Source organism: Vibrio ostreicida, from assembly GCF_013074385.2.
GTDB lineage: Bacteria > Pseudomonadota > Gammaproteobacteria > Enterobacterales > Vibrionaceae > Vibrio > Vibrio ostreicida.
In genome coordinates this window covers 175,599-201,972 of record NZ_JABEYA020000001.1, presented here as the reverse complement: position 1 = coordinate 201,972, position 26,374 = coordinate 175,599, and the positions used below count along the sequence as shown (strand labels likewise).

Here is a 26,374-nt window from a genome sequence, read left to right as displayed (position 1 = left end):
ATGTCCTCATACTTGACGGGTTGCTCAGCATATTGGTTTCTTGTTTTATAACGGTATTTCAAGCACATTAGCTCAGAGACGTTGAATTAAAACAGTCTCGAACACTACGGCTCGTGTAGATATACATCATAAACCACAATATTAACAGAAGTGTTAGGGCGTTTGGCCAACTGAAAGCACCATGATGAAGGTACACATGATATAGAGTTTGACTGAGCTGCGCCGCTGCAATGGATAACGTTATCCATTTCCCCCAACTAAAAATACGGACTAACCATTTTCTTTCGGGGCTGCGCATACTGATCATCCACATCAAAACAACGCTAGGCAGGCCCATCGCTAAACCAAGGTATAGCATTGAATAATCGGGATAAATAATATTTATAATCGTATTTCCGGTCGACCTACTTAGCCCTGCGACAACAAATACCACCCAAGCTTTCGCCATAAATAACCAGCCAAGCAGTAAACATTTCGGGGCTTTAAGAAAGCCATGTTTATCATATTGCTCTATCGCGTATCTCACCGCATTCTCTAGACATCGATTAAGTTCAGTTCAATGTAAAGCAATATAGAAAAAATACTATCTGTAAATCAATCGTTTCAAAGCAGCTTGAGCAAGCCCGTGTTAACTTAGTAGACCGTCATGAGATTGTCTCGACTCAATGTCTTTGACCAAGCAAACCCTAGTCATCCGAACCTTAAGAAAGCGCTATACACCAAGTACCAACGCGCCCTCATATCTCGGATTTTTGGTAAAGACACGCGTGTTTCTATTATAATGACCAAATATCATTTCTGCATTGACCCAGTTAGCCACATTAATTTCACATTGAACTGGCTCAACATGATATCGGTCAACGGGATTGGGTGATCGCTGAGCACTTCGATTAACATCATAGGCAAAAGGGTGTCGACTTAAGTCAATGACATAGACGTCAGTGGGTGCCCAATTCGCCGCGTAATCGTAATCAGTCGTCGTAGAAATACCCACTTTTCCTGTATGACCACCAGCAAATCGACCCGAAAACTTTTCCCAGTCAACATTTTGTTCATTCTGCTGAGTAAAGCCATTTTCGAAAAAGAACTGCATTCCATTATTGGCCCACCCTGGATCGCCGCGATAAACGATTCCTTTGTACAACGCCGTGCCGCGTAACGCTCCCTTTTGAAAGGAACGGCATGACCAATGTTTATCAATTAAACTCCGAACAACATACTCATCCACTATGTTATTCGGAGTTCTTCTGTTGGACCTACGCAAGAATGAAAAAAATCCCATCACTTATTTCCCTCCACAATGTTACGACTGCTTGTCTATCTGGACGCCAACTCTATCTGGCTAGCAGACTCCACCCAATCACTCGGTAAAAGTGAGTAGAGTCAGCCTGTACGCAGTTTAAAAATTCTATAACGGCCTTACCGTTAATAATAGTATACGTACTAAGACACTTCAGACTTAAATGTGGCGTGCTCATGGGGAAGTCAACGTATCACAATCCTATTACCCTCTCGCCACTAAACTAGCAACGATATCCGTTTCTTTATCGCGTAACCATTTTTCATCATACGGCCCCCAGTTTGACAGCTGGTAGTAACCATCATTATGTCTTCGACCATCCTGCACGAATATCAGCTCAATCCCAATACTCGGTAGTGATTTAATAACATCTTGAATCGTCCTTCGAGGCCAACCCGTTTTTTCGATGAGTGTAGGCACATTTGGTCTATCAAGGCTTTGTACAAGCAGCGCCAAATATAAGCGTTTGGCAAAAGCACAACTCAGTTCCATTCATACCTCCTTTATCTATCTGACCTTATTATTTCTGTTTTATCTAACCGAGTATTGAGCTCAATCAATATGTCCACATATCTTCCCGTTCAGACGTTGATTTTTTAGTTGAGAAGCTTCGAATACAGCACTTTTTGTCTCTGCTCTTACTTCCTGCTAGGATGCAAGGGGCCAAATAAAAAATAACTAACGTCTCTGTAAAGGTTTCACTATGACAATCACCATGTATGGCATCCCCAACTGCGACACGATTAAAAAAGCAAAAAAATGGCTTGATGCCAAAGGCGTACAATACGAGTTTCATGATTATCGAAAGCAAGGCGTGAACGAAACGATGATTGAGACTTTTTTTCAACAATTGGGTTGGGAACAAGTCATAAACAAACGCGGAACCACCTTCCGTCAGTTGAGCCAAGAGCAAAAAGACACCCTTAATGAAATCAACGCGATTAAATTGCTCGTAGAACAGCCAGCCATGATCAAACGGCCCATTTTGGTTGCAGGGCAAGACCACCATATTGGCTTCAAAGCTGAACAATACTCTGACATTTTTGCTTAGAGACTCCGCAAAGCAACAAGGAACATCACAATGACTGATAGCCCGACACTGGCTCTCGCAAAAGACCTCATCAGCCGCCAATCCGTCACTCCAGAAGATGCAGGCTGCCAATCCATGATGATCGAACGGCTCAAGGTTCTTGGTTTTAATATTGAAGTAATGATATTCGAAGATACGACCAACTTTTGGGCACGTCGTGGGAATGAGGCCCCGCTTTTTGCTTTTGCAGGCCACACAGATGTGGTCCCCGCGGGAAACATTGAACAATGGGACACTCCTCCTTTTGAGCCGACCGTTCAAGATGGTTTTTTACATGGTCGCGGTGCAGCCGATATGAAAGGTTCACTAGCCAGTATGCTCGTAGCGGTAGAACAGTTTATTCACACTCACCCGAACCATCATGGTTCGATTGGCTTTTTAATCACTTCTGATGAAGAAGGCCCTTTTATCAATGGAACGGTTCGCGTTGTTGAAGCTTTGATGGAACGCGGCGAAAACATTGATATGTGTATCGTTGGTGAACCGTCCAGTACCACCGTCGTGGGCGATGTGGTGAAAAATGGCAGACGTGGTTCAATCACTGGCGATTTAATCATAAAAGGTATTCAAGGCCACGTGGCCTATCCCCACCTCGCTAAAAATCCAGTACACCAATCTCTGCTTGCTCTAAACGAATTAGCGACCACTGAGTGGGATAAGGGTAATGAGTATTTCCCACCAACCAGTTTTCAGATCCCAAACGTGCAGGCGGGAACGGGCGCATCCAATGTCATACCGGGTGAATTCAATATCCAATTTAACCTGCGATACAGCACAGAACTGAGCAATGACAAGATCGTCTCTCAAGTAAATGAAATACTGAAAAAATATCAACTAGACTACGACTTGAAGTGGACTTTCAATGGGGATCCCTTCCTTACCGATACGGGCAGATTATTGGATGCCGTCGTAGACGCTGTCGATAAAGTCAATCAAACCAAACCAGAACTTTTGACCACAGGTGGTACTTCCGACGGTCGCTTTATCGCACGCATGGGCGGGCAAGTGGTTGAGTTAGGTCCTGTAAATGCGACCATCCACAAAGTCAACGAATGCGTCAATATTGACGATTTGGAGAAACTTACCGACATGTATCAGAAAACCTTGGAACATTTATTCACGTGATCATGTCACCTGAACAACTCACCGGGCAAGTCACGACGCACCTAGTGGAAACCATGGTCGGTCAGAAAAGCTTTTTGGTGCACCCGAATGTGTCTGAAGACTTGTTGGCTCTCAAGCAATCGGCTGCTGAGGCTGGGTTTAATCTCAACATCGCAAGTGGCTTTCGCGACTTTGAACGCCAACGCACCATTTGGGACAACAAGATGTCTGGCCGCAGTGCTATTTTAGATAGTGAAGCCCATCGACTGAACCCTACCTTGCTTTCTGATACACAAAAAGTGTCGGCGATTTTACGTTGGTCGGCACTACCGGGAGCAAGCCGCCATCATTGGGGGACTGATTTCGATGTTTTTGATCGTTATAGCCTTCCCAAGGAAAAGCAACTTAAATTGGAACCATGGGAGTACCACAGTGGCCACCAAAGTAACTTTTATCAATGGCTGAGTAACCATGTCAACATGTTCGGTTTCTTTTTCCCTTATGCAAAAGACCAAGGTGGTGTATCCCCGGAACCTTGGCACATCAGCCATGCAGCTACCGCTAAGTCCTGCATTCAGTTACTCACAATTAAAGTTCTCAAGCAACAACTGCAATCAGCATCTTTTTTGGGCAAGGACATCGTGTTAGTTGACCTGAAAAAGATCTACACTCAGTTTATCAACAATATTGAACAGCAGGTGCCGTAATGGAGTTACTCACCAATCCTTGGGTCATTATCGTTATCGTGCTCAGCGTGATTATCGGTAATATCATGGCATTAAAGTACACCGCTAAGATGAAATTTGGCCAGACCGACGAGAAAAAGAATCCACAAGATAGGGATAATCACGACCAAGATAACCATACGGACCCTTCCTAAGCTGGGTCCGAGCTTTGATGACACATCGAAATGTCACTTTAGGTGATCCCAAGAGAGATTTGACACGATCCGACAATCATCACATTTAAAATGGAAAATATCGTGCAAAGGCTCTTCTAGTCGCCAAACGCCCTGACATTTGGGGCATAGGCGTGCCTTCTCATCGTCAAGGCTCTTGCCCCCTATACGGTATTGATAGTAGTACGTAGGCACCTTAGTCAGGTATTCAATGCGACCGCGTAATTCCCAACCACGTTTAAACAAAACGCTGTCAACATCACAAATTTCGTGCAGTGCCGCATGCTCCGCCCGACAACCACCCGCCATCTGAATTTCATCACAAGCTTGCCACTCCGTTTGCCATTTCACTACCGCCTTGTGATCACCATTCAATGTTGGAGAATTGCGATACAATGGGATGGGTAACAAAGTGTCGCCACTACGAAGAGGAGAGCATGTGTGAACGTAGGTCGTATATAACACTTGCCACTCCGGTCGCTCCTCCTCAGCCGCTTGCTCTGAGTTAAGATCACGTCCCAGCAAACGCATCTTAGGTGCCAGCAAGCTGGCGTCAGACAATCGGCCTAAACATAGCTTGGCGAAATCAGAATGATAGCGAGGGTGTAGACTGTCTTCTTCGGGGCAAACAACTCGAACAAAAAATTCGCCATCGCCCATCACAATTGGAAATTCCCGCCCCAGTACCTGACCATTGTAGCGCCAAGCGTCCATTAAGCCATTTATCGCCTTATCTACAGCAGAAATGGTCGTATTATCAAAGCACTCAAACTGAAGTTCTATAACGTACATAGTTATACTAAAGGCTCCAATTGGCTTAAAAATTCAGAAATATTCTCTGCGAGTTGATCACGTTTATCGGTTCCCAAACGCTCAAGAATGATATGCCCAGTGAGGTTACAAATTGATATGACATCAAGTTCTGCATCAGTCGTACCAATAAACACTGTGGGTTTGAGCTTTAATCGACGCTGCGTGACCAAATGACCTAGCATATTTTCTTGCAACCGAACAAAATCTTCATCACTCCAAACCTGCAGCAGTGTGAGTGTATTGCCCTGCCAACTAGCATTCATATCGGCGCTATATTGACTCCCATAGAAGGTTTTAATATCGTCATGTAAGGTAAGATCAATGCCGTTTTCTGCGTTACTAAAATCCGCCAAATGCTCTCGGACATAAGCCTTCCACTCGACAAAACCATCTTGAGTTGATTCAACACAGGGCGAGGCAAGACCAACCAATTCCTCAGCTCTTGGCAGGTGCCCCAATTTTTCAAGGTGTTCCTGACGGTACTTTTCACTGAACGAGTATAACGCTTGCAAGGCAGTATCAGCCATTAGCTTCTCCAATAAAATATTCGAATGTTCGCTTTTAACGATAAGATTGCGTAAAATTCCCGACATTCTAATTCAAATAAAAGCAAAGTATGAGCAAATATTCGAACGTAGATGAACTGGCAAGCTTAACAGTCAGCCAAGACGCAGCGAACGTGAATGTTTATGACTCATCTCTTTTACAATCAGTACCACGAAACCTTGACCGTACCACCCTCAATATTAAGGACATTGACATTAGCCGCTATGTATTGAGTACGTCTTTATTTGAGGGGGCAACCAATGAAGAAAGAGTACAGGAAAGCTTACGCAACCATTTACTTAAATCCCGCGGTTTAATCACCAATGGGCCTGACAGGGGAAGTGTCGAGATCTCATATCAAGGTCAAAAAATCAATCGAGAAGCTCTGCTACGATATTTGGTATCATTTTATGAGCACAATGAATGTCATGAACAATATGATGACCGTATTTTCGCAGAGATTATCTGCTGCCATCCGTAAACCCGGACGGTTTAAACACGTTACCTCGGTCATAGTGGGCTGGATATCTGCCCCTATCGTTCCACGGAACAAACACAACCACCTCGTCACAAACGTATGGCTCACCAATAAGGATTAAAGGAAAGGATGCATATTATTCGCTGGAAGCTGCTGTTCGGATTACTTGTTCTCGTTCTGCCACTCGATATTGTGGCATCCACCGTTTATTCATCGGCTATCCTCAACGAAGCCAGCACTTTAGTCGATATCGTACCCCAACAATCCAAACAGTTAACCACGAGTTATCTTAATCAGCGAGAGTTAACCGATAAACCGGAACAAAGTCCATCGGCTATGTCACACGATGAATCCGATAGCCGTGTGCGGACTCCAGGCTCCACCATTGATGCTCTAAAAATTCTCGCGCGTGCGGAGTTTAACCTCGATAACCCCTCCGCAGCCCTCAAGCACCTCAATGAGGCAAAGACTCTCACTAACACTTACCAACTACCGTATCTTCGCCTTGAACTCCAATTACTGGATATTAGGCTACGCTGGAAGATTGATGGCAATGCCGTTGTCGCAGAGAAAGCGTTAAGTGCCTTTGAAAAATCTTACTCCGCCATCCAAACGCCTGAAAAGTTAGCAAACAACGTCAATTACCAGTTGACCATGCTCAAAGGAGACATTGCTTCAGCAACCGGCGATATTGCGCGGGCTGAACAGCGATACCAAGAGGTAGAAACCTATGTCGAAGAATCCAATAACAAGCACATTACCATTGCCTACCACATTACTTTAGGTCAACATTATTTGGCACACAAAGTCTATAACAAAGCCCTCTCTGAACTACTGACCAGTTACTGGGGAGCGATCGAGGATACTTCGGGGTTGCAGCTTGCTGAAGTCAACCGCTTATTGGGTCAACTATTTTACGAGCGACGCGTATTGGACAAAGCAACCGACCACCTATCTCAAGCGGCTGACTTTTATGATAATTATGACCACTCTCCCCTACTGCCACCCATTCTAAAACGTATGGGTGATATCTACTATCGCCAAGGCCGCTACAACTTAGCATTAGTACACTACTTTAATGCCATTGATCACGAGCGAGCACAGAACAACATCAATAATGTTATCGATATTCGCTTATCACTGGCAAAAACCTATTTGCAACTGGTGAACTTTCCACTTGCTGAACAATATTTACAACGGGCTGAAGAACTTCTGGAGTATGTCACTATACCCAAGCTTAAAGCACAGGCGCTCATACTAGAGGCCGGGTTAGCCTCTCATCAAAGGCACCCAAAAGAGGTTATCGCGAAAGCAACCGAAGCGCTCAACATAGCCCTTGAGATAAAAAATATTTCCATTGAAAAGAATGCTTATAAAATGCTCACTCATGGGTATGAACTTCTTGGTAATTATAAAACAGCATTGCACTACCTTCAGCAATACAATGCCTTGGCTACAATCCAGCAGCAAGAACTTAACCTCATCAATGAAGACGATTTCCGACAACAAAAAAATATCGTCGAAAAAACTTTGCATTTAGTCGGCCAACGAGAAACTCTGCAACACATCGAAAATGAGTACCATAAGTATCAGAAAATTTCGTTTACCTTATTCATTACCAGCGCACTGTTGTTTATGTTCCTTCTACGCCGCGGACACATTATGAGCGTGCAAAAAGATCAGATTGATGAACTGAACGACAATATTTACACCCATTCCCGTTCAGGGCTGAAAAACCTGCGTATGCTCAACGCCAAACTTCCAGCCTCTTTGGAAGCCAGTAGCCACACATTTGAAAAGTGGCATGTAGGTGAATTAATCCACGAACCACTTAACGATAGGCTTCGCTTTGTGATGATTGACGTGCCGTTCTTACGTAACATGTACCTTCAACACGGCTACTCAGAGGGACTTAAACTGGAAAAATCATTTGGCCTATTTTTGAAAGAAAAGATTCAAAGCCCCGCCCGAATTTACCACTTTTCAGACGCGAACTTACTTTATATCGAGCCCAATAGCGAAGATGCAGATGCTCCAGAGCAAATATTTCTCAAAACTCAGGAATGGGTCAATGAATTTGCCGAAAAACACTCTTTAAGCAATATCATTCGCATGGGCATAGCCGACTATCCGTTTCTCCCCCGAGCTTACACTGCAATCAATGACAAGGAGCTTCTTGATATTTTGCTGATGTCGACCAGTACGGCAAGAACTCTCAGCATCAAAGAACAATCTAGCCAGTGGGTGTATCTTAAAGCGATAGAAAACGCACCAGCCGCAAGTTTAGCGACCAATAATATACGCCAAGCCTGTCAGCACTCTATTGGTCAGGGCCTCATAAAAGTACACTCTTCATATCAAAATGAGGAAAGCATCAAAAAATTGTTAAAAGGTGATTAAAAACCACCCAAATACATTGTTTTAGCGTGACGGCACCTTTTAATTTGATATCATCTTCAGATTACTAAATAAGGTCTGGTTTGGCTTTACCAACACTGAGTTTATATTTTCATGGGCGTCCTTGGGCAAGATATTCAGTTGCAGTTACAAAACCTCAAGTCTCAATTGGAACAAGTTCGATTGGCACAAAGAGATACTTCGTTCAAATTTAATCGAGAACAAAAAGTACTGAAGCGCATCCTTGCCTCACTCAGCGAAGCTTGTATGGGAGAAAACCCAAGACTCAACTCAGGCCTCAGCGAACTTAGACAAGCACTAGAACAACAAAAAGATGTCAGTGCTCTTATTCCTCAATTTGCCGTTCTTGAACGCTTACTTAAACAACAATGTCTCGCTTTAGCAACACAAACGGAACAATTAAATTCACAGGTCAAGAATAGCGGTGAAGCTTTGCTCCGCGTCACTGGGCTCCCTGCAAAAATAAAACGGGACCTTCGCGACCTCCTCAACTACTCTGATGAAATCAGGTGCCCAACAACAAATTCAGCTCAACAACTGCTGGCGATTTATGAACGTTCTTTGAAGATCATCACTTCAAACCCTGATACCACTATCAGTCATATCGCTAATGCCACTGACAAAGCACTTTTGTTGAGTCTGTCTGATGAATTACAGCATGTCATAACCGAACTGGATTTCGAGGGTGAGTCAGGTGAACTTTTGGCAGACATCCGAACCAAATTGCTCATAGGTGTCAACACACATTCATTACTCGAGTTAATTCTACAGGTCATGAAATTGGTCATTCAGGGAACGAAATATGAACGTCAAACTTCAGAAAAATTTCTTGAGCAAGTCAATTCGTCGCTTTGTCGGTCATTAAACCGAGCTTCTCAAGATGTGGATCAAAGCCAGACTTACTTCGAACATCGTCAGAGCATCAATAGCGAGCTCAATGAGCTCGTCTCTGAAAGCAAGAATAAGGTCGAGCAAGCTTGCTCTGTTGAAACGCTTCAGTCGGATATGAGGCCATTGCTGGCTAAACTCTCTTCGCTTTCCGATCGCCTCCATCATGCAGAGCAACGAGAACAGACGTTGATAGAGCATATGAGTTTTGGTAAGAATCAACTGGAGGCTTTATTTGACGTTACCCAAGATTATCGACGACGTTTAGAAGATCAAACCAAACGAGCTCTCCTCGACCCCTTGACGAAGATCTATAACCGTACTGCTTTTAACGATCGGCTTGAACTAGAGTATCGTCGCTGGATTCGTACTCAAAACAACCTTAGAGTGATTTTGCTTGATGTGGATGGTTTTAAAGCGATAAACGATAGCTTTGGCTACACAGCGGGTGACAAGGCACTGAAAATCATCGCACGCACCATTAAAAGTGAGTTTAAAAACACAGACACCGTCGCACGATTTTCTGGTGAAGAGTTTATTGTCTTAATGCCTGACAGTATCGACAATGACTGCTTTGACACCATACAAACTATTCAAAGAAAAGTGGCCAAACTTCCGTTTAAATTCAGAGAGCAAAATCTCTCAATTACCATGTCAACCTCCAGTACCGCTTTTAAAGATTCTGACACGCCAGAAGGGGTCCTTGAACGCCTAAACCGTTTTCTCAACGAGGCCTCCCATTCTGGCCCCAATCAACTGATTTGGAAATAGCCCTTTCTCTTTATTCAGGCATATCATTCGTGATAGGTTCATTCATATCAAATAGTTAGAATACTAACCTAAAAAAAACGTGCTAGACTTAGAATGTCACTAATCATTCATTTATATTTCATTGAGTGACATCAATGTAGAGATTAACCCACAATAATAACGTTTCACAAAAATTCTTCTCTCGTCTAGGAGGTCATTATGATCACTCATATCAGTCCGGCTGGTAGTATGGATCTGCTTTCTCAACTTGAAGTTGAGCGCCTTAAGAAAACCGCCGCCAGTGATTTGTACCAACTCTACCGCAATTGCACACTTGCCGTATTAAATTCCGGTAGCCATACCGATAACTCCAAAGAGTTGCTCGATCGATACCGTTCCTTTGATGTTAATGTTGTACGCCGTGAACGCGGTATTAAACTCGAGTTAAGTAACGCTCCAGATCACGCGTTTGTCGATGACAATATCATCAAGGGGATTCAGGAACATTTGTTCTCTGTATTGCGAGACATCGTCTATGTCAATATGCACCTCGCTGACAGCCAACGCTTAAACCTAACCAATGCTAGCCATATCACAAACCTGGTTTTTGGCATTCTACGAAATGCGGGCGCGATTACTCCAGGTATTACCCCCAACTTAGTGGTTTGCTGGGGGGGACATTCCATAAATGCAACAGAATATCAGTACACACGCGAAGTTGGTAATGAGCTAGGGTTAAGGGAACTCAACATCTGTACTGGTTGTGGCCCCGGCGCCATGGAAGGGCCAATGAAAGGCGCGACGATCGGTCATGCAAAACAACGTTACTATGACCAGCGTTATTTAGGATTAACCGAGCCTTCCATTATTGCCGCAGAGCCACCTAATCCAATCGTGAATGAACTCGTTATTATGCCGGACATTGAAAAACGTCTAGAAGCCTTTGTCAGGTTAGCTCACGGAATCGTCATTTTTCCAGGCGGCGCGGGCACCGCCGAGGAGCTTTTGTATATTTTAGGGATTATGATGCACCCTGATAACGCGCGTCAGCCTTTACCCATTGTTTTGACTGGGCCGAAAGAGAGTGAAGCCTATTTTCGTTCAATTGATAAATTTATTGCCGATACACTCGGTAGTGAAGCTCAAAAACACTATCAGATTATTGTTGATGACCCAGCAAGAGTCGCTAGGGCTATGAAACAAGGAATGACTGATGTACGCCAGCACCGCAAAGATATTGGTGATGCATACAGTTTCAATTGGTCACTGAAAATTGCCCCCGAGTTCCAATTGCCATTTGAACCCACTCACGAGAATATGGCAAGTCTCGATCTTCACCTTAATCAGCAACCTGAAAATCTGGCTGCCGCCTTAAGGCGAGCATTTTCAGGGATAGTCGCGGGGAATGTGAAGGCAGAGGGCATACGGGAAATTGAACAACATGGTCCATTTGTTCTAGATGGCGATGAAGCGCTCATGAAAAAGATGGACAAGTTGCTGCAAGATTTTGTCAGTCAGGATCGCATGAAACTACCGGGCAATACCGCTTACGAACCTTGCTACCAAATTAAGACTTGCGGCTAGTTAGCGACTGGTAATCTGGCAACCATCCGATACAATAAGGGCTTAATTGCCCTTATTTTTTGATTTCTATGTCTATTCACCTTGTTATCATTGATGCTCTGAACCTGATTCGCCGGGTCCACTCAGCACAACCTGACCCCAACGATATTCCAAGAACCATTGCTACAACAGGTAAAACACTGAATAGAATTCTTAGTGAAACCACACCCACTCACATTGTCGCCGTGTTTGACCACCATTTGCAAGATAGAGGGTGGCGGGCAGAACTCTTACCTGAATACAAACAAAATCGAAAACCAATGCCAGCCCCTTTACTTAGCGGCCTTGATACGATTCAGCAAGCTTGGTGGGAACTCGGCATCGACTCTTTGCTATCAGACGGCGATGAAGCTGATGATCTTATCGCAACATTGGCGACGAAAGTGGCCAGCCACAACCAAACGGTCACAATTATATCAACCGATAAAGGTTACTGCCAATTACTCTCACCAAGCCTGCAGATACGCGATTATTTTCAGCACCGCTGGTTAGACGCCCCATTTGTTGAAAAGGAATTTGGTGTACAACCATGGCAACTTGCTGACTACTGGGGACTCACTGGAATTAACTCGAGCCAATTGTCTGGTGTGCCGGGTATTGGCCCAAAAGCGGCCAAAGACATTTTGACTCAGTATGACACCATAGAGCAAGCATTCTCCAGTGAGACACTGACCATAAAATACAGAAAAAAACTGGCTGAGCATATCCACTTAGCAAGGAAATGCCGACAAATATCCGCACTTAAAAGTGATATTGAACTTGGCTTTAATCTTCAAGACCTGCGCTTTCATGCTAAGGGAGGAAACAAACCCTGACCTCCCTTTCACCATAGAATACACTCTAGCGTGCCCCTATTGTCCTACCTCAATCGGTCAGGACAACAGTGGCGTATTGGTGATGCTATCTTGGGGAAATGTTTGAGAGGCACTGGACATGCACCGTAATTTCTTCACGATCATGATAAAGATGCTTGGCTTGAAGCTTAAATTTAACACCATTTTCACTCAGAAAGATTTTCAGGTTATCGATGTCCTCTAACACTTCATCATAACGTCCTTTCATCGGCAGCTTGAGGTTGAAAATGGCTTCCTTAGCCCAACCGCTGATAATCCACTCCCCCATCAACTGTGCAACACGGGAAGGTTTTTCAATCATATCGCAGACCAACCACGTGATGTTCTTACGCGCAGGCTCAAACTTAAAACCGTCTTCCTGATGATGTTTCACCTGCCCAGTTTCCATCAAGCTATCCGCCATCATGCCATTGTCGACTGAATGGACAAACATCGAACGTTTCACTAACTGGTAAGTCCATCCACCTGGGCACGCCCCTAAATCAACCCCCCACATACCCGAAGCGAGGCGTTCATCCCACTCTTCACGAGGTATAAATACATGGAACGCCTCTTCTAACTTCAAAGTTGAACGGCTTGGAGCATCAGAGGGAAACTTTAAACGCGGGATCCCCATAAAAAATTGAGAGTTATTGTTTGGTAGAGAATAACCGATGAAGCAGTGCCCTGACGCCACAAAGCACAAATGCAGTACAGGCTTATTGGGACTGTCTTTCGCCAATAAGATACCTTTCCCTCGCATAGCTTGGCGCATGGGTACGGTAAACTTTCGACAAAACTTAAGCAATTCTTTGGCTTCATTTGTGTCAGGTGTCTCGATGCGAAGATCACCACAACGAGGCAGGCCTTCTATCGCCGACAGTTGTTCCAAAATAGGGGAAATTCGGTCTTCTCGCGGCAAATCGATAATTTCGGTCGCGACCGCAAAGATCTGACGAGCAAAAATCAACGCCTTAAAATCCAGCTCTTTAACCAGTTTCTGAGCATCGGCCTCTTGGTAGCACTCAAAAAGCACAAAACCCGTATTCTTTTTAAGACGAGGAAAACCGAACACTTCTAGCTTAGTGGCACGATCTTGTATTTCACCCGCACACTCTTTCTCAAAACCACTGCGGCAATAGAGCATTAATTGTTTCACTGATCCACCTCTTTAATCTGTAGTGATGCATAAACGAACAACCCCCAACCTAACACAAAAGCTATCCCTCCCAATGGGGTGATGGGACCAAACCAAGTGAGTCCTGTTAAAGAGATTGCATAAAGGCTGCCGCTAAAACAAAAGATGCCGATAATAAAGCAAATTGTCGCAAGGGCGAAATATTTTTGTGACCGCGGAGACAATTTTAGCTGGAGTAAGATGCCACACAATAAAATCGCGAGTGCATGAATCAACTGATACTGAACCCCCGTGGCAAAAACATCGAGCATAACCGATGACAGAATATGCTTTAAACCATGTGCAGCAAAAGCGCCCAAAACCACTGCACCTCCGGAAAGTAGGCCACCTAAGGCTAGTAAATACTTACTTTTCATCATAAACCTCGAAGATGAAATTGGCTAAACTCTCAACAGCAAGAGCAATGTTGCCAGACTCCGTATGGCCTGAACGCTTTCTAGGCTTAAAGCTATGATCACCATCAGGAATAAACTCTACGGTTATCGCATCAGATAAAAGGTATGTTGACAACGCTTCTCGATGACCAAACGTGTCTCTTTCACCTTGCAAAATCAAGCATGGTTTAGACATAACGGCAAGATGATCGCCCTTAAATTTATCCGGCTTACCGGGTGGGTGAAACGGAAAACCTAAACACGCCACAGCAGCAACCTTGTTATGATCAGAAAGTAAACTTGCCATACGGCCCCCCATAGACTTACCACCTATGACAACGGGCCCAGTTAAGTTCAAATCATCAATGACAGCCTTATAGGCTTCAAGTAACTTAGGCGCACGATCGGGAGGGCGTTTCTTTCCATCTTGATTACGCTTTGTCATGTAAGGAAAATTAAAGCGAACAACTTGTATTCCCTTTTGAGACAGACTTTTAGCCACAGAAGACATAAAACTGTGTTCCATGCCTGCACCTGCACCATGGGAGAAAATAAAGGTCGGATGGTCTTGTTCACCATCAATCAGGTACTCAGTCATCAAATAGCTCCTCTTGCTCGCTTTGCGCCTTGGCTAGCATCCAGTCGCGAAACGTCGCGATCCGCCCCATGTCAGCTTGTTGCTCATGGCATACAACATAAAAAGCATTTTTAGACACCAATACTTGGTCAAATGGCGCGATCAAACGACCCGCATCGATTTCTGGCTGGGCCAAAACATTATTGCCTAATGCGATGCCTTGACCATGAGCCGCCGCCTGAAGCACCATAGTTGAATGACTGAATATAGGCCCATGATTGACGTTAATCCCCTCAACCCCATGCTGTTTAACAAACTGTTTCCAGTCCTTCCTAGAAGTGTCATGCAAAAGCGTGTGCTGCTGCAGATCCGTTAGTCTTTCTAATGGTTTATTGCTCATTAATAACGAAGGCGAACACAGCGGTATAAGGAACTCCTGATACAATTTGTCTGCTCGCATTCCTGGCCAATTGCCTCGTCCATAGTAAATTGCCACATCGACATCATCGGTCAGGGAACCTTCATCCATGTCGACCGCTTTAATTCGGACGTCAATGTCCGGCTCTTGCTGATTAAAATCCGCTAGCCGAGGAACAAGCCATTGAATCGCAAAGCTAGGCGGTAAACTAATAGTCAATGCTCCTTTCTCACTGCGCTCTAATACTTTATCTGTTGCTTCAGCAATGGCAGTGAAAATATCTTTGATGTCTAAAAAGTAACTTTGCCCCTCTTCAGTCAACAACAATGAACGATTACGTCGCCTAAATAGTTTTAAGCCCAAAAACTCTTCTAATGCTTTGATTTGGTGACTAACTGCGGCTTGAGTCACAAATAACTCTTCCGCTGATCGAGTGAAACTCAAATGACGAGCAGCGGCTTCAAATACTTTTAGAGAGTTCAAAGGTGGCAATCTTCTAGACATAGCGCTCTTCCATAAAGTGGATTAGTTTTTTTAATCTGAAACATTATAAAATGTCCATTGCCTGACGGCCAGAGAAATTCTATATTCCCTATCGCAGCAAGAGCCTGAACGGCTTGATTCTCTTCGAGAATCAATTGGCATATTGTTGCGATGTTGTGTTTGCAAGCTCGTATTTCGAGTTAGGTAGGTTTCTACCAAGTTTTTGTCGCCCTCGGGTGCCGAAAGCTGTACTTCCTGTATTTATTTTGACCTGTCTGTCAAATTATTTAGCACCGCCTTATGGGCGGTGTTTTTTTATCTAAAAAAGACCAAACCCTGTCCACTTTTCTAAGCGGATATAAAAAACGCAAATCAATAGCGATTTGCGTCTCTCATTCTCAGCCAATGTGGATATCAGGGGCGATAGACTTTAACGTTAAAGAATCCCTTCTCTTGCAGGTAAAGGGCTTGGAGACGACTCATCACTCCTCTTTCACAATAGAGAAGATAAGTCTTCGATTGATCCAATTCCCCAAATTGACTACCGAGTTTATAGAATGGGATATGCTTCACTTCAACCCCATCAATCTCTAGAGGCTGAGCGTCTTCTTCTTCGGGGCTGCGGACATCAACAATAATGGCATGCTGTTCAACGGCTTCAACCTGTTCGACTTCGGGAGCCGATTCTTCCGCTTGCTTGGCAATATCACGTATGTCTGTTAGGCGAGCATTATCTATCACTTGATCCAAAAGAGAGAAGTTGAACTTTTCTTCTTCTGCTTCAAGTTTGGCTTGTACTGCTTTAACCGTGGGTTTGTTCGAGATAACGCCACAATATTCAGGCATGGTTTTAGCGAAATCTTCCGTACCAATATCACGAGCGAGATTAATAATGTCTTCCTTATCCCAATTGATCAGTGGTCGAAGAATTAATGAATCTGTCACACCATCAATATGGCGAAGGTTCGTCAACGTCTGGCTGGAAACTTGACCGATGGCTTCACCGGTGACCAATGCTTGAATACCAAACTTATCTGCGATCTTGCCCGCTACGCGCATAAACATACGTTTGAGCACCACACCCATCTGCCCGTTTTCTACTTTCTCCAAAATTTCAGCCACCACGGGCTCAAAATCTACCGAAATAAAACGAACTTTCGCAGACGAACCGTATTTATTCCATAAATAATACGATACTTGCTTAACACCAATTTCGTGGGCTGGTCCACCTAAGTTAAAGAAGCAATAGTGGACTTTCGAACCGCGCTTAATATGCAGATAACTGGAAACACCAGAGTCAAAACCTCCAGAGATAAGGCTGAGGACATCTTCCTGTGTTCCAAGAGGGAATCCTCCCAACCCTTTATAACGAGTAAGGACTTGATTCAGCTTATCTCCAGAAACTTCAACGTTCACCGTCACATCAGGCTTGCTCAACTTTACTTTTGCGCTCTCGACGGCCTGGTTAAGACCACCACCAACATAACGTTCAAGTTCTATCGAGGTAAAATCATGTTGACCACGACGCTTTGCGCGAACTGAGAAGGTTTTTCCTTTGATGTTTGCACCATTTAGGGCCAACACTTGTTCAAAAATGTCATGCAGATCTTTAAAATCCGACTGCTGCACTTCTAATACATGATGAATCCCAGGCGTTTGTGTGAGGATCTCAATGGTTTCGCTGCGATAAGCATCCGAATCCGAGGTAACTTCAATATGATCACGACGATTGAAGACGGCAACAGATTCTGTCCGGCTTTTTATAATATTACGAATGTTACACTCAAGGATCTTTGTGAAGCGTTTACGGACCGACTCACTTTTTACAAAAATTTCTGGATGGGGCTTAACGATAAATTTCATAAATCACTTCACAAGTTAACAAATTCGAACAATGGCGCTTTTTCAGATATCCACGTATTAGTTACGCGCTCTGTACACTCAGGGCGCAAGAGTATACATGAATGAAAGATCAGAAAAAAGGCGAGCATTTCGCTCGCCTTAGTATTAATTAGAATTAGGTAAAGAGGGCACTTCCTCACTGTAAAGAGGCTCTCCCTGCAAGATACTGATCTCAACTCTACGATTTCTCGACCGCTGAGCTTCAGTATCATTTGGGCCCAGTGGCTGCGTATCTGCCATTCCCCTAACTTGAAGTCTTTGGTGGTCAAAACCTCTTACTTTTTCCATCTCTTGTGCCACAGACACCGCACGCTGCGCCGACAAATCCCAATTGGAACGATACAGTTCAGAATCCAACCTTTGATTGTCTGTATGTCCTGAGACCCTCACAACACCGGGGACGTCTTTGACTAAGTCGGCAATCTGTCTGACTAAAGGACGAAACTTAGGCTGCAAAAACGCAGAACCTTCCGGAAAGGCCCCTTTTTCACGAATACGAATATCAATTTGTTGACCGAGGTTTTCCACTTCGATGGCCCCCTGCTCTATTTCTCGTTCGAGCGCTTTTTTAATGCTTTCCATGACAGTTTCAAGTTCCTGAGACAACTCTGCTTGTTGTTCTTGCTGCTGTTGACTGTCTGACTCAGTATTTTGGTTGGTCTGTGTTGATGTTTCAGGAGACTGACCGCCTGTCAATTTACCTTGGTCACGCTGAGTTCCTCCAGCTCGGTCGGATTCCCCTTCCTGAAATTCGAGAGTTTGTTGAGTAATATCAATTGTTTGCTGCATGATGACATCGATAGGAGTGGGCTCAGGGCGACCAGGCCTAAACTCCTGAGCAATAATACTGGTTCCCTTTGGGATATCTTTCACTTCCAGCCGATTTTGAACACCAAAAGCAAACTTCATTGAACCCGCTATCTGCTTAAACTTAAGCACATCCATTTCAGAAAACGAAAGTAAAAGTACGAAGAAACACATCAAAAGAGACATCAAGTCAGCAAACGTACCCATCCACAGAGGTAAACCGGGAGGTGGACATTTGCACTCTTCTTCTTCCATAGCGGCTTCCTTACTCGTTATCTACATCGAGAATGCGTTTACCTTCATTGAGATAATTCTTGAGATAGCTATCGATAACACGTGGGTTTTGCCCATCTTGGATAGCAAGAACGCCATCCATGATCAATCTACGATTCAGCTTTTCTTGCTCACGTCGAAGTGACAGCTTATCCGCAATAGGGAAAAAAACCATATTGGACAAAATTGCGCCGTATAATGTGGTCAACAGAGCGACGGCCATTGCTGGACCGATCGATTTTGGGTCATCCATGTTTGAAAGCATCGCGACTAAACCGACCAACGTCCCGATCATTCCCATTGCCGGAGCCACATCACCGAAAGCTCTGAACACACTGCAACCAAAGTCATGACGTTCATCCGTTAAGACAATATCTTTTTGCAATGCCGCACGCACGACATCTGCATCATGTCCATCCACTAACAAGTCGATGCCTTTTTGCATGAAATTGTTGGTAATCTCCATTTCTTCCAAAGCAAGAAACCCCCCTTTTCTTGCCGCGTCAGCCATCTCAACAACTTTAGCAATCAAGTCTTCAGGTTCATCCACTTTGAACATGAACGCTTTGCCAGCAATTTTTGCCGCACCAAAAAATTGCCCCATGGTATATTTCATTAGGACAACGAAGGTCGAGCCACCTACGACAATCAGTATTGAGGTAACATCGATGAACATCATAATACTTCCGCCAAGGATCATCGCCATGATCACGAAAGCAAAACCGCCAATAAGCCCTACCAGCGTCGCTAAATCCACAGAACACTCCTCATGCTATCCAAAACGTACTAAGACTATATCGGCAACATCTTAAGATCTTTAGTGTTTTATTGGTATGTTACTCACACTAATATAGATGTTTTAACCGCATAGTAAACCAAGCAAACCGAGTCACGTTAACTTTAAAGATAATATTGACTGAATAAGATCGATTTTTCTAACAATTTTCTTCGGTTAAATTTGACCATTATTACTGGCTAAGGTAACTTTCGTCCATCTTTTCAAACTTAGAAACATTATGGCAACTAAGAAACCAGAAAACATGTCCTTTGAGGCAGCGATTGAAGAATTAGATTCCATTGTTGAGCACCTAGAACATGGCGATCTGGCTCTTGATGATGCCCTGAGAAAGTTTGAACGAGGCATTGCACTCGCTCGAGAAGGTCAGAGTAAGCTAAATGATGCTGAACAGCGCGTCAGTATACTGCTGCAAAACGATGATGAAACCCCGCTGTCAGCATTCACTTCTCAGCCAGAATAATTACCACAGAAGATTGCCCCTATGCACGAGGCGTTAACCTCTCTACAACAACGAAATAATCACCAGTTAGAGCAATGGCTGAGTCAGTTACCTCACCAGAATCACACTCTAATTGAAGCCATGCGTTACGGCCTCCTTTTAGGCGGAAAGCGCGCACGCCCTTTCCTAGTGTATATCACAGGTCAAATGCTTGGCTGTAAGCTCGAAGACTTAGACACTGCCGCTTGTGCGGTCGAGTGTATTCATGCTTACTCATTGATCCATGATGATCTTCCCGCTATGGACAACGATGATTTACGTCGTGGCCAACTAACGTGCCATATCAAATTCGATGAAGCGACCGCTATTTTAACAGGAGATGCGCTACAAACTTTAGCCTTTAGTATTTTGGCTGATGGTAGATTGAATCCAAACGCAGAACCGCATCGTATAAACATGATAAAAGTCTTGGCCGAAGCCTCTGGTGCTGGAGGGATGTGCTTGGGACAGGCATTAGACCTAGACGCAGAAGGCCAACAGGTCTCTTTGGAAGCGTTGGAAACTATCCACCGTAACAAAACTGGTGCACTCATGAAGTGTGCGGTTCGTCTCGGTGCCCTCGCAGCAGGAAGTCAGGGTAGAGATATTCTCCCACTTTTAGATCGATACGCTGATGCTGTCGGCCTTGCCTTCCAAGTGCAAGACGACATACTGGATATCATTAGTGATACAGAAACCTTAGGTAAACCTCAAGGCTCTGATCAACAATTGGATAAAAGTACTTATCCCTCACTGTTGGGCTTGAACGGCGCTATTAATAAAGCTGACAATCTTTTACATGAAGCGCTTCAAGCTTTGAATGCTATCCCATACAATACCGAGTTTCTCGAAGAGTTCGCCCGATACGTCGTCGAGCGCAAGAACTAAGACTATAAGCGCGCATTATTATGACTCTTGATATTTCGAAATATCCGACACTGGCTCTGGCCAATACGCCAGAAGAACTGCGTAGTCTTCCAAAAGAAGCGCTACCCAAGTTGTGCGATGAACTTCGTACCTATTTACTCAACTCCATCAGCCAGTCGAGTGGACATTTGGCTTCGGGTTTAGGAACCGTTGAGTTAACCGTTGCATTGCATTATATCTACAACACACCATTTGATCAGTTGGTTTGGGATGTCGGTCATCAAGCTTACCCGCATAAAATTCTAACCGGTCGTCGTGACCAGATGTCAACCATCCGTCAGAAGGGCGGTCTTCACCCTTTCCCTTGGCGAAACGAAAGCCAATACGACACCTTGTCTGTTGGGCATTCTTCGACTTCAATCAGTGCGGCTTTAGGCATGGCTATCAGTGCGGGGAAAGAGGGGAAAAACCGTAAAATAGTCAGTGTCATTGGTGATGGAGCCATCACGGCAGGCATGGCATTTGAAGCCATGAATCACGCTGGCGATGTACACTCAGATATGCTGGTGATTCTTAACGACAATGAAATGTCCATATCTGAAAATGTAGGCGCCCTGAACAATCACTTGGCTCAAGCTTTATCCGGAAGCCTCTACACTTCCATTCGTGAAGGAGGTAAGAAAGTCTTATCTGGCTTCCCGCCGATTAAAGAGTTAGTTCGTCGTACCGAAGAACACCTCAAAGGTATGGTGGTGCCAGGAACACTATTTGAAGAATTAGGTTTTAATTATATTGGCCCTGTTGATGGCCATGACGTCAATGAGTTAATTAAAACATTAAAGAACATGAGGGAGCTCAAAGGACCTCAATTCTTACACATAATGACCAAAAAAGGGAAAGGTTACGAACCCGCAGAAAAAGACCCAATTGGCTACCATGCCGTACCCAAGTTCGACCCAAATCACTCATTTTTGCCCAAAAGTAACGGCAGCAAACCAACCTTTTCCAAAATTTTTGGTGATTTCCTTTGCGATATGGCGGCACAAGATCCAAAGCTTATGGCGATCACCCCCGCCATGCGTGAAGGGTCTGGCATGGTGCGCTTCTCTAAGGAATATCCTGAGCAATATTTTGATGTCGCCATCGCGGAACAACACGCAGTAACCTTAGCAACAGGGATGGCCATTGCAGGCAATAAACCTATCGTCGCGATATACTCTACTTTCTTACAACGAGGTTACGACCAATTAATCCATGATGTTGCCATTATGGAACTGCCTGTTATGTTTGCCATCGACCGAGCAGGTCTTGTGGGGGCGGATGGACAAACACATCAGGGCGCCTTCGATCTTAGCTTTATGCGCTGTATTCCTAACATGGTCATCATGGCACCAAGTGATGAAAATGAGTGCCGTCAAATGTTGTATACTGGTTATAAATACCAAGGGCCAAGTGCGGTTCGCTACCCACGAGGAACTGGCATAGGCACGGCCATTGAACAAGAGTTTACTCTGCTTGATATCGGTAAAGGACGATCTGTTCGTCAAGGCGAAAAAATTGCGATACTCAACTTTGGTACCTTCTTAGAAAGTGCTCTCAAGGCTGCAGAAAATCTCAACGCCACCGTGGCAGATATGCGCTTTGTTAAACCCCTTGACCACACGCTGATAAAGCAGCTTGTCTCCGACCACGACATCATTGTCACCGTGGAAGAGAACGTCGTTGCTGGTGGTGCTGGTGCTGGTGTTATCGAGTTTATGATGCAAGAGAAAATGGTTAAACCAGTCCTTAATCTAGGGCTACCTGACCAATTTATTGCTCAAGGGACTCAGGAGGAACTGCATACCGAACTGGGTCTAGATGCTCAAGGTATTGAGAAAGCCATACGCAACTACCTAGAAAAATAACCAGCGGTTATATCAAACAGCAAATAAAAGCCCTTAACTGAGGGCTTTTTTGTTTTCAGTGCATGGCTAGGCCAGCTCCCAAGCAAACTCTTTGATAAGGTTTCGCCAAGTCTCATCAACGCTCGCGTTTATCTTCAGCGTTTCTTTACTATAGGGATGAATAAACTCCAAACTTGATGCGTGCAACAAAAGCCTGTGCGCTGCATACACCTCTCGAAATAGTCTATTATGCTTGCCATCCCCATGCGTTGTATCGCCGACAATAGGATGGCGGAGGTGAGCCATATGCCGTCGCAACTGGTGCTTTCTTCCTGTAAGGGGTTGCAGTTCGACTAAACTGTAACGGGTTGTGGGAAATTGCCCAGTAGAATGAGGCACTTCAACTTTTGCAAGCGGGCTATATTCAGTCACCGCTTCTTGTATCTCTTTTTCCTGACTAGCGTGCTTGTCAGCAATTTTATCGAGTTCAACTTTGAGTCCATAGTCCAGCCTGCCCGGTTCCTCTATCCAACCTCGCACAATCGCGTGATACGTTTTCTTCATTTGATGATTGGCGAACATTGGCATCGCTTGCGCAGCAACGTCACTTGATAGAGCAAAAATCAACACACCTGACGTGGGCTTATCTAATCGGTGAAGAGGGAAAACATGCTGCCCTATCTGATCGCGTAAAGTCTGCATGACAAACTGAGTTTCATGCCGATCTAACCAACTGCGATGAACCAACATACCTGCAGGTTTATTAACTGCGACGAAATAATCATCTTGAAAAATAATGTCAAGCATCAAGCACATGCCTCATCAATTGCTTTCAATAAACCAAGAATAACGGTCACTTCCGCCTTGTCCTTCCAGCATTCCTCAAAATAAGGGGCAATAGAAAACCCTTGCGGCAGCGGCTTCTTTTTATCAATCATGTCCAGAATTCTTGGGGAAAATACCCACTGAAGCCACTCCTCGGGTTTAAGCTTGTCCATCGAAAATGGTTCTATGCTCTGTAATACATCAATCGCTGGACACTCTTGTTGCCACAAGCCAAGTTCCTGCATTCTCGCGGGTAATTGTTCTAAAAGCGACAGTACTCGCTGTTCTTTTATCATAAACCTAATCTAGTGGCCTTGAAATTGGCCATAAGAATACCATCTATAGGGTAAAGAAAGTTAGGACTATTCAGCAATGGAAACAATTCATACTCTTAGCAAGCTATTAGCCAATAGCCAATGCCAATATCAGGTCTATGATCTGGGACGCCGGATAAAACATATAGACAACACTACATTTTCTAATGCTGAAAGAGGACTCCAACCTTATCCCTACCCTTTACAACGCAAAGCCCATTTAGCCATTGCCTATTGGAACCAGCATAAACAGCCATGGATTTGGTTCCTTAAGTTCGAACTTGATGAACGAGGTCTTCTCAAACAAGCCGACGTTGGTCACTTTATCAAATTCGTCGTCGAAGCAATGGGGACCCGCCTAAGTCAGGAAATGACACAAGAACAACAACAAAAACTGTCTAAAAATCCCTATACTTTCAAACCAGCAGAAGACAAAATGGCGGTTTTCAATAGCCAGATTAGCGCTAAACTTGATCTACCGTGCAGTCAATATTATGAGCATGCTCAGCAGTATTTCTCCGGGGGTTTGGGCTGGGAAAATTGGCAGACCATCGGCCTTCAGGGCGTGACGGATATTTGCGCTCGTCTTGATCAACAGCAGAATGGTGTTAACCTGCGTAAAGCTCTCAGACACCTGCCAAATGAACCTCTTTATGCCGTTCTCGGCGCTCTCGAACATACTTTACTATCCGATAAATTAGCAGAGCGTTTGCAAGAAATCACTTGCAAAGAAATCGAACAAAAAGATCCAGACATTTTCTTAATTGGAGCTTTAACCCGCGCATTGTCGGGTGCTAAAGAAAAGTACTCCGCCCCATTACTGGAAAGAATTTTAGCCTCTGCACGCCTGAGTCATCAAGAGGTACTGATTGGCATTGCCGGACGCAACTGGCACCTATTAGCCAACACTAAATACGCGGAACAGTTTCTGCTCAGTCTGGCAAAAACAGGAAACCAAGACCTTTTCAATCAATTGTTTGCAGATTTGGTAATGTTGCCTGAGCTCAGAATGGTATTGCTGCCACTTCTTCATTCCGCGCCTTCACAGGAGCTCGCTCAAGCGCTGATTCATTTGCAAACGGAAACGAAAGGCTAACAATGGTTGGAGATCTTATCACAATTGTACTGCTGGTATTTGTTTGCTCGCTATTTTGGCAGCAAAGACGACAAGCTGAACTCGCTAAGACGATTGCTATCTCCAAATGCAATCAACTAGACCTGCAGTTCATCAGTGTTGCTCTCAAATGCCATAAACTCAAAACACCTGATGGCCTCTGGCGCTGGCATTCTATCTATCAATTTGAATTTTCAGCGCTTGGGGATGACTGCTATGAAGGAAAAGTCGTCATGCAAGGCTTTCAATTGATGCGTATAGACCTCCCTCCCCACCGTATATAAAACGAAGGAATCGTCGAAAACTGAATAAGATCAATTGGGAGCAATAAAAGACATATCAGAAGTTCGGCCAGTGCAATATCAAATATCGGTAGGCAACGAAATAGCCATATCTCCCAGATATCATTCTAACGATTTACTACAAAATTGCCCCCTACAATGCAGGGGGCAATTTCGAGGTTTCACACAGTGAAACAAAGCCATACCAACTGATACTTTATATTTTTGATTTAAGTTGTTATTTTTGTCGTTGTTAGTGAGGAGACGACCAGAGTACAAAAACGTAATAAATCGGTATTGGATGAATACGTTTACTTATAAAAGGGAAAGAAAAACTTTCTATAACAAGTACTACCGTTAGTTACTGTAGCCGCTATATCCTCATCACACGGATAGCGAATGTCCACCGAAAGTGTGCATTATTTATGTTTGCCAATAGCACATTTACTGCTTGTAGAAGGTCACTATCCTTGCGACAGGCTTAATTTACCTGACCTGTAAAAAGACTCAACATATTACCAACATCACCTCTATGACCAAAAAGCAAGCCGGACTTAATTATCTATATAAATCAATAGAATAGATAGAAATCAAGCGAATAACAGAAACAAGACGGTATTTTCTCTTACAATGAATGTAAGTGATCTCTCACAACATAACAAACGATTCCCCATTCGCTTTCAAAGGGTTATCTGAGTATTATGAGGTTACATCAACAAGGGAGGTCAAATGTTGACACAAGATATCAGTCAGGAGTTGAAAGACATATTAACGCAACTCCGCGAAGAAAAAAAAGAAGCCACGATCGCACTGGTGAAAGCACGACTAAGTCGCCCTGTCCCTATCCCTGCCTTAATTGCTGCGATAAAAAGTTGGAAACAATCGAATCGAGTACCCAAAGTGGAAATTGCCGCACAAACCATCAATGACAACAACAAAATTGAAAAATTAGAGAACCAAGTCGCTGATTTAATCGCTAGAGTCGAACAATTGGAAAAACAACGCCAACGCGAATAAAAGCAAATGGAGGATACAAA

29 protein-coding genes are annotated in these 26,374 nt (G+C 44.1%); 15 read left to right on the top strand and 14 right to left on the bottom strand.

Features of this window, described 5'->3' with window-relative positions; all coding sequences use genetic code 11:
- Positions 1-67: 67 nt before the first annotated feature.
- The 3 genes from HLM86_RS00870 to HLM86_RS00860 all read right to left on the bottom strand — a co-directional run bounded on the left by HLM86_RS00870 (position 68) and on the right by HLM86_RS00860 (position 1,792).
- The gene (locus tag HLM86_RS00870; protein ID WP_170882164.1) at positions 68-526 is read right to left on the bottom strand and encodes a DUF2919 domain-containing protein; all 459 of its coding nucleotides are present in this window, start codon (positions 524-526) and stop codon (positions 68-70) included.
- Positions 527-712: 186 nt separating this feature from the next.
- The gene (locus HLM86_RS00865) at positions 713-1,228 is read right to left on the bottom strand and encodes a hypothetical protein (RefSeq protein WP_076585554.1); all 516 of its coding nucleotides are present in this window, start codon (positions 1,226-1,228) and stop codon (positions 713-715) included.
- Between the two features lie 276 nt (positions 1,229-1,504).
- Positions 1,505-1,792, bottom strand: a complete 288-nt coding sequence (locus HLM86_RS00860; RefSeq protein ID WP_170882165.1) for a helix-turn-helix domain-containing protein — start codon at positions 1,790-1,792, stop codon at positions 1,505-1,507.
- Positions 1,793-2,003: 211 nt separating this feature from the next.
- Here HLM86_RS00860 and HLM86_RS00855 point away from each other — a divergent pair, with 211 nt between their 5' ends.
- Genes HLM86_RS00855 through HLM86_RS00840 form a run of 4 tightly spaced genes read left to right on the top strand, consistent with a single transcriptional unit; the run spans position 2,004 to position 4,374 of the window.
- The gene (locus HLM86_RS00855; protein ID WP_076585558.1) at positions 2,004-2,351 is read left to right on the top strand and encodes an ArsC family reductase; all 348 of its coding nucleotides are present in this window, start codon (positions 2,004-2,006) and stop codon (positions 2,349-2,351) included.
- A 30-nt stretch (positions 2,352-2,381) separates the two neighbouring features.
- Positions 2,382-3,515: a succinyl-diaminopimelate desuccinylase gene (dapE, locus tag HLM86_RS00850; protein ID WP_170882166.1), complete on the top strand. Its 1,134-nt coding sequence runs from the start codon at positions 2,382-2,384 to the stop codon at positions 3,513-3,515.
- A gap of 2 nt (positions 3,516-3,517) precedes the next feature.
- On the top strand, positions 3,518-4,201 hold the full coding sequence (locus HLM86_RS00845) for a M15 family metallopeptidase (protein ID WP_170882241.1): 684 nt from the start codon (positions 3,518-3,520) through the stop codon (positions 4,199-4,201).
- Complete coding sequence (locus HLM86_RS00840) at positions 4,201-4,374, top strand: DUF2897 family protein (RefSeq protein WP_076585564.1); 174 nt, start codon at positions 4,201-4,203, stop codon at positions 4,372-4,374. The genes HLM86_RS00845 and HLM86_RS00840 overlap by 1 nt, the downstream gene beginning before the upstream one ends.
- Before the next feature lie 33 nt (positions 4,375-4,407).
- Here HLM86_RS00840 and HLM86_RS00835 read toward each other — a convergent pair whose 3' ends face one another.
- Positions 4,408-5,184: a Zn-ribbon-containing protein gene (locus HLM86_RS00835; protein ID WP_076585566.1), complete on the bottom strand. Its 777-nt coding sequence runs from the start codon at positions 5,182-5,184 to the stop codon at positions 4,408-4,410.
- A 2-nt stretch (positions 5,185-5,186) separates the two neighbouring features.
- Entirely contained in the window at positions 5,187-5,732 is a 546-nt protein-coding gene (gene syd, locus HLM86_RS00830) for a SecY-interacting protein (RefSeq protein ID WP_170882167.1), read from the bottom strand.
- 89 nt (positions 5,733-5,821) lie between these two features.
- Between syd and HLM86_RS00825 the strand changes: the two genes are divergently transcribed.
- The 5 genes from HLM86_RS00825 (at position 5,822) to xni (ending at position 12,723) form a co-directional block, all read left to right on the top strand.
- Positions 5,822-6,232 (top strand): hypothetical protein, encoded by a 411-nt coding sequence (locus tag HLM86_RS00825; protein WP_076585571.1) that lies wholly within the window; start codon positions 5,822-5,824, stop codon positions 6,230-6,232.
- Between the two features lie 126 nt (positions 6,233-6,358).
- Positions 6,359-8,629, top strand: a complete 2,271-nt coding sequence (locus HLM86_RS00820; RefSeq protein ID WP_170882168.1) for a tetratricopeptide repeat protein — start codon at positions 6,359-6,361, stop codon at positions 8,627-8,629.
- A gap of 111 nt (positions 8,630-8,740) precedes the next feature.
- Positions 8,741-10,306, top strand: a complete 1,566-nt coding sequence (locus HLM86_RS00815) for a GGDEF domain-containing protein (protein ID WP_170882169.1) — start codon at positions 8,741-8,743, stop codon at positions 10,304-10,306.
- A 198-nt stretch (positions 10,307-10,504) separates the two neighbouring features.
- The gene (gene ppnN, locus HLM86_RS00810; protein ID WP_170882170.1) at positions 10,505-11,869 is read left to right on the top strand and encodes a nucleotide 5'-monophosphate nucleosidase PpnN; all 1,365 of its coding nucleotides are present in this window, start codon (positions 10,505-10,507) and stop codon (positions 11,867-11,869) included.
- Positions 11,870-11,937: 68 nt separating this feature from the next.
- Positions 11,938-12,723: a flap endonuclease Xni gene (xni, locus tag HLM86_RS00805; protein ID WP_170882171.1), complete on the top strand. Its 786-nt coding sequence runs from the start codon at positions 11,938-11,940 to the stop codon at positions 12,721-12,723.
- An 85-nt stretch (positions 12,724-12,808) separates the two neighbouring features.
- On the opposite strand, the gene rlmM is transcribed toward xni, so the two are convergent.
- The 7 genes from rlmM to pomA all read right to left on the bottom strand — a co-directional run bounded on the left by rlmM (position 12,809) and on the right by pomA (position 19,530).
- Positions 12,809-13,900, bottom strand: coding sequence for a 23S rRNA (cytidine(2498)-2'-O)-methyltransferase RlmM (rlmM, locus tag HLM86_RS00800; protein ID WP_076585584.1), 1,092 nt, complete (start codon positions 13,898-13,900; stop codon positions 12,809-12,811).
- The gene (locus HLM86_RS00795) at positions 13,897-14,295 is read right to left on the bottom strand and encodes a DUF423 domain-containing protein (RefSeq protein WP_170882172.1); all 399 of its coding nucleotides are present in this window, start codon (positions 14,293-14,295) and stop codon (positions 13,897-13,899) included. The genes rlmM and HLM86_RS00795 overlap by 4 nt, the downstream gene beginning before the upstream one ends.
- Positions 14,285-14,911, bottom strand: coding sequence for an alpha/beta family hydrolase (locus tag HLM86_RS00790; protein WP_076585588.1), 627 nt, complete (start codon positions 14,909-14,911; stop codon positions 14,285-14,287). The genes HLM86_RS00795 and HLM86_RS00790 overlap by 11 nt, the downstream gene beginning before the upstream one ends.
- The gene (locus HLM86_RS00785) at positions 14,904-15,812 is read right to left on the bottom strand and encodes a transcriptional regulator GcvA (RefSeq protein WP_076585590.1); all 909 of its coding nucleotides are present in this window, start codon (positions 15,810-15,812) and stop codon (positions 14,904-14,906) included. Before HLM86_RS00785 ends, HLM86_RS00790 begins: the two co-directional genes overlap by 8 nt.
- A gap of 393 nt (positions 15,813-16,205) precedes the next feature.
- Positions 16,206-17,654 carry a tRNA uracil 4-sulfurtransferase ThiI gene (gene thiI / locus HLM86_RS00780; protein ID WP_076585592.1) on the bottom strand — a complete coding sequence of 483 codons (1,449 nt, stop codon included), beginning with the start codon at positions 17,652-17,654 and terminating at the stop codon, positions 16,206-16,208.
- A 144-nt stretch (positions 17,655-17,798) separates the two neighbouring features.
- Positions 17,799-18,755 (bottom strand): flagellar motor protein MotB, encoded by a 957-nt coding sequence (locus tag HLM86_RS00775; RefSeq protein WP_076585594.1) that lies wholly within the window; start codon positions 18,753-18,755, stop codon positions 17,799-17,801.
- A 10-nt stretch (positions 18,756-18,765) separates the two neighbouring features.
- Positions 18,766-19,530: a flagellar motor protein PomA gene (gene pomA / locus HLM86_RS00770; protein WP_076585596.1), complete on the bottom strand. Its 765-nt coding sequence runs from the start codon at positions 19,528-19,530 to the stop codon at positions 18,766-18,768.
- Positions 19,531-19,789: 259 nt separating this feature from the next.
- On the opposite strand from pomA, the gene xseB reads away from it, so the two are divergent.
- From xseB to dxs, 3 genes are read left to right on the top strand one after another with little or no spacing between them, the layout of a single operon-like run.
- Positions 19,790-20,032 carry an exodeoxyribonuclease VII small subunit gene (xseB, locus tag HLM86_RS00765; RefSeq protein ID WP_076585598.1) on the top strand — a complete coding sequence of 81 codons (243 nt, stop codon included), beginning with the start codon at positions 19,790-19,792 and terminating at the stop codon, positions 20,030-20,032.
- Positions 20,033-20,053: 21 nt separating this feature from the next.
- The gene (ispA, locus tag HLM86_RS00760) at positions 20,054-20,938 is read left to right on the top strand and encodes a (2E,6E)-farnesyl diphosphate synthase (protein ID WP_076585600.1); all 885 of its coding nucleotides are present in this window, start codon (positions 20,054-20,056) and stop codon (positions 20,936-20,938) included.
- A gap of 20 nt (positions 20,939-20,958) precedes the next feature.
- Positions 20,959-22,824 carry a 1-deoxy-D-xylulose-5-phosphate synthase gene (dxs, locus tag HLM86_RS00755; protein ID WP_076585602.1) on the top strand — a complete coding sequence of 622 codons (1,866 nt, stop codon included), beginning with the start codon at positions 20,959-20,961 and terminating at the stop codon, positions 22,822-22,824.
- 66 nt (positions 22,825-22,890) lie between these two features.
- Here the strand turns inward: dxs and truC are convergent, their stop codons facing one another.
- Together truC and HLM86_RS00745 are read right to left on the bottom strand one after the other, a co-directional pair.
- On the bottom strand, positions 22,891-23,610 hold the full coding sequence (gene truC, locus HLM86_RS00750) for a tRNA pseudouridine(65) synthase TruC (protein ID WP_170882173.1): 720 nt from the start codon (positions 23,608-23,610) through the stop codon (positions 22,891-22,893).
- On the bottom strand, positions 23,610-23,924 hold the full coding sequence (locus tag HLM86_RS00745) for a YqcC family protein (RefSeq protein WP_076585606.1): 315 nt from the start codon (positions 23,922-23,924) through the stop codon (positions 23,610-23,612). The genes truC and HLM86_RS00745 overlap by 1 nt, the downstream gene beginning before the upstream one ends.
- A 76-nt stretch (positions 23,925-24,000) precedes the next feature.
- On the opposite strand from HLM86_RS00745, the gene HLM86_RS00740 reads away from it, so the two are divergent.
- The 3 genes from HLM86_RS00740 (at position 24,001) to HLM86_RS00730 (ending at position 26,354) form a co-directional block, all read left to right on the top strand.
- The gene (locus HLM86_RS00740; protein WP_076585607.1) at positions 24,001-25,038 is read left to right on the top strand and encodes a DUF3549 family protein; all 1,038 of its coding nucleotides are present in this window, start codon (positions 24,001-24,003) and stop codon (positions 25,036-25,038) included.
- A gap of 2 nt (positions 25,039-25,040) precedes the next feature.
- Positions 25,041-25,340, top strand: coding sequence for a DUF3301 domain-containing protein (locus HLM86_RS00735; protein ID WP_076585609.1), 300 nt, complete (start codon positions 25,041-25,043; stop codon positions 25,338-25,340).
- A gap of 726 nt (positions 25,341-26,066) precedes the next feature.
- Positions 26,067-26,354, top strand: coding sequence for a hypothetical protein (locus HLM86_RS00730; RefSeq protein ID WP_170882174.1), 288 nt, complete (start codon positions 26,067-26,069; stop codon positions 26,352-26,354).
- The last annotated feature ends 20 nt before the right edge of the window (positions 26,355-26,374 follow it).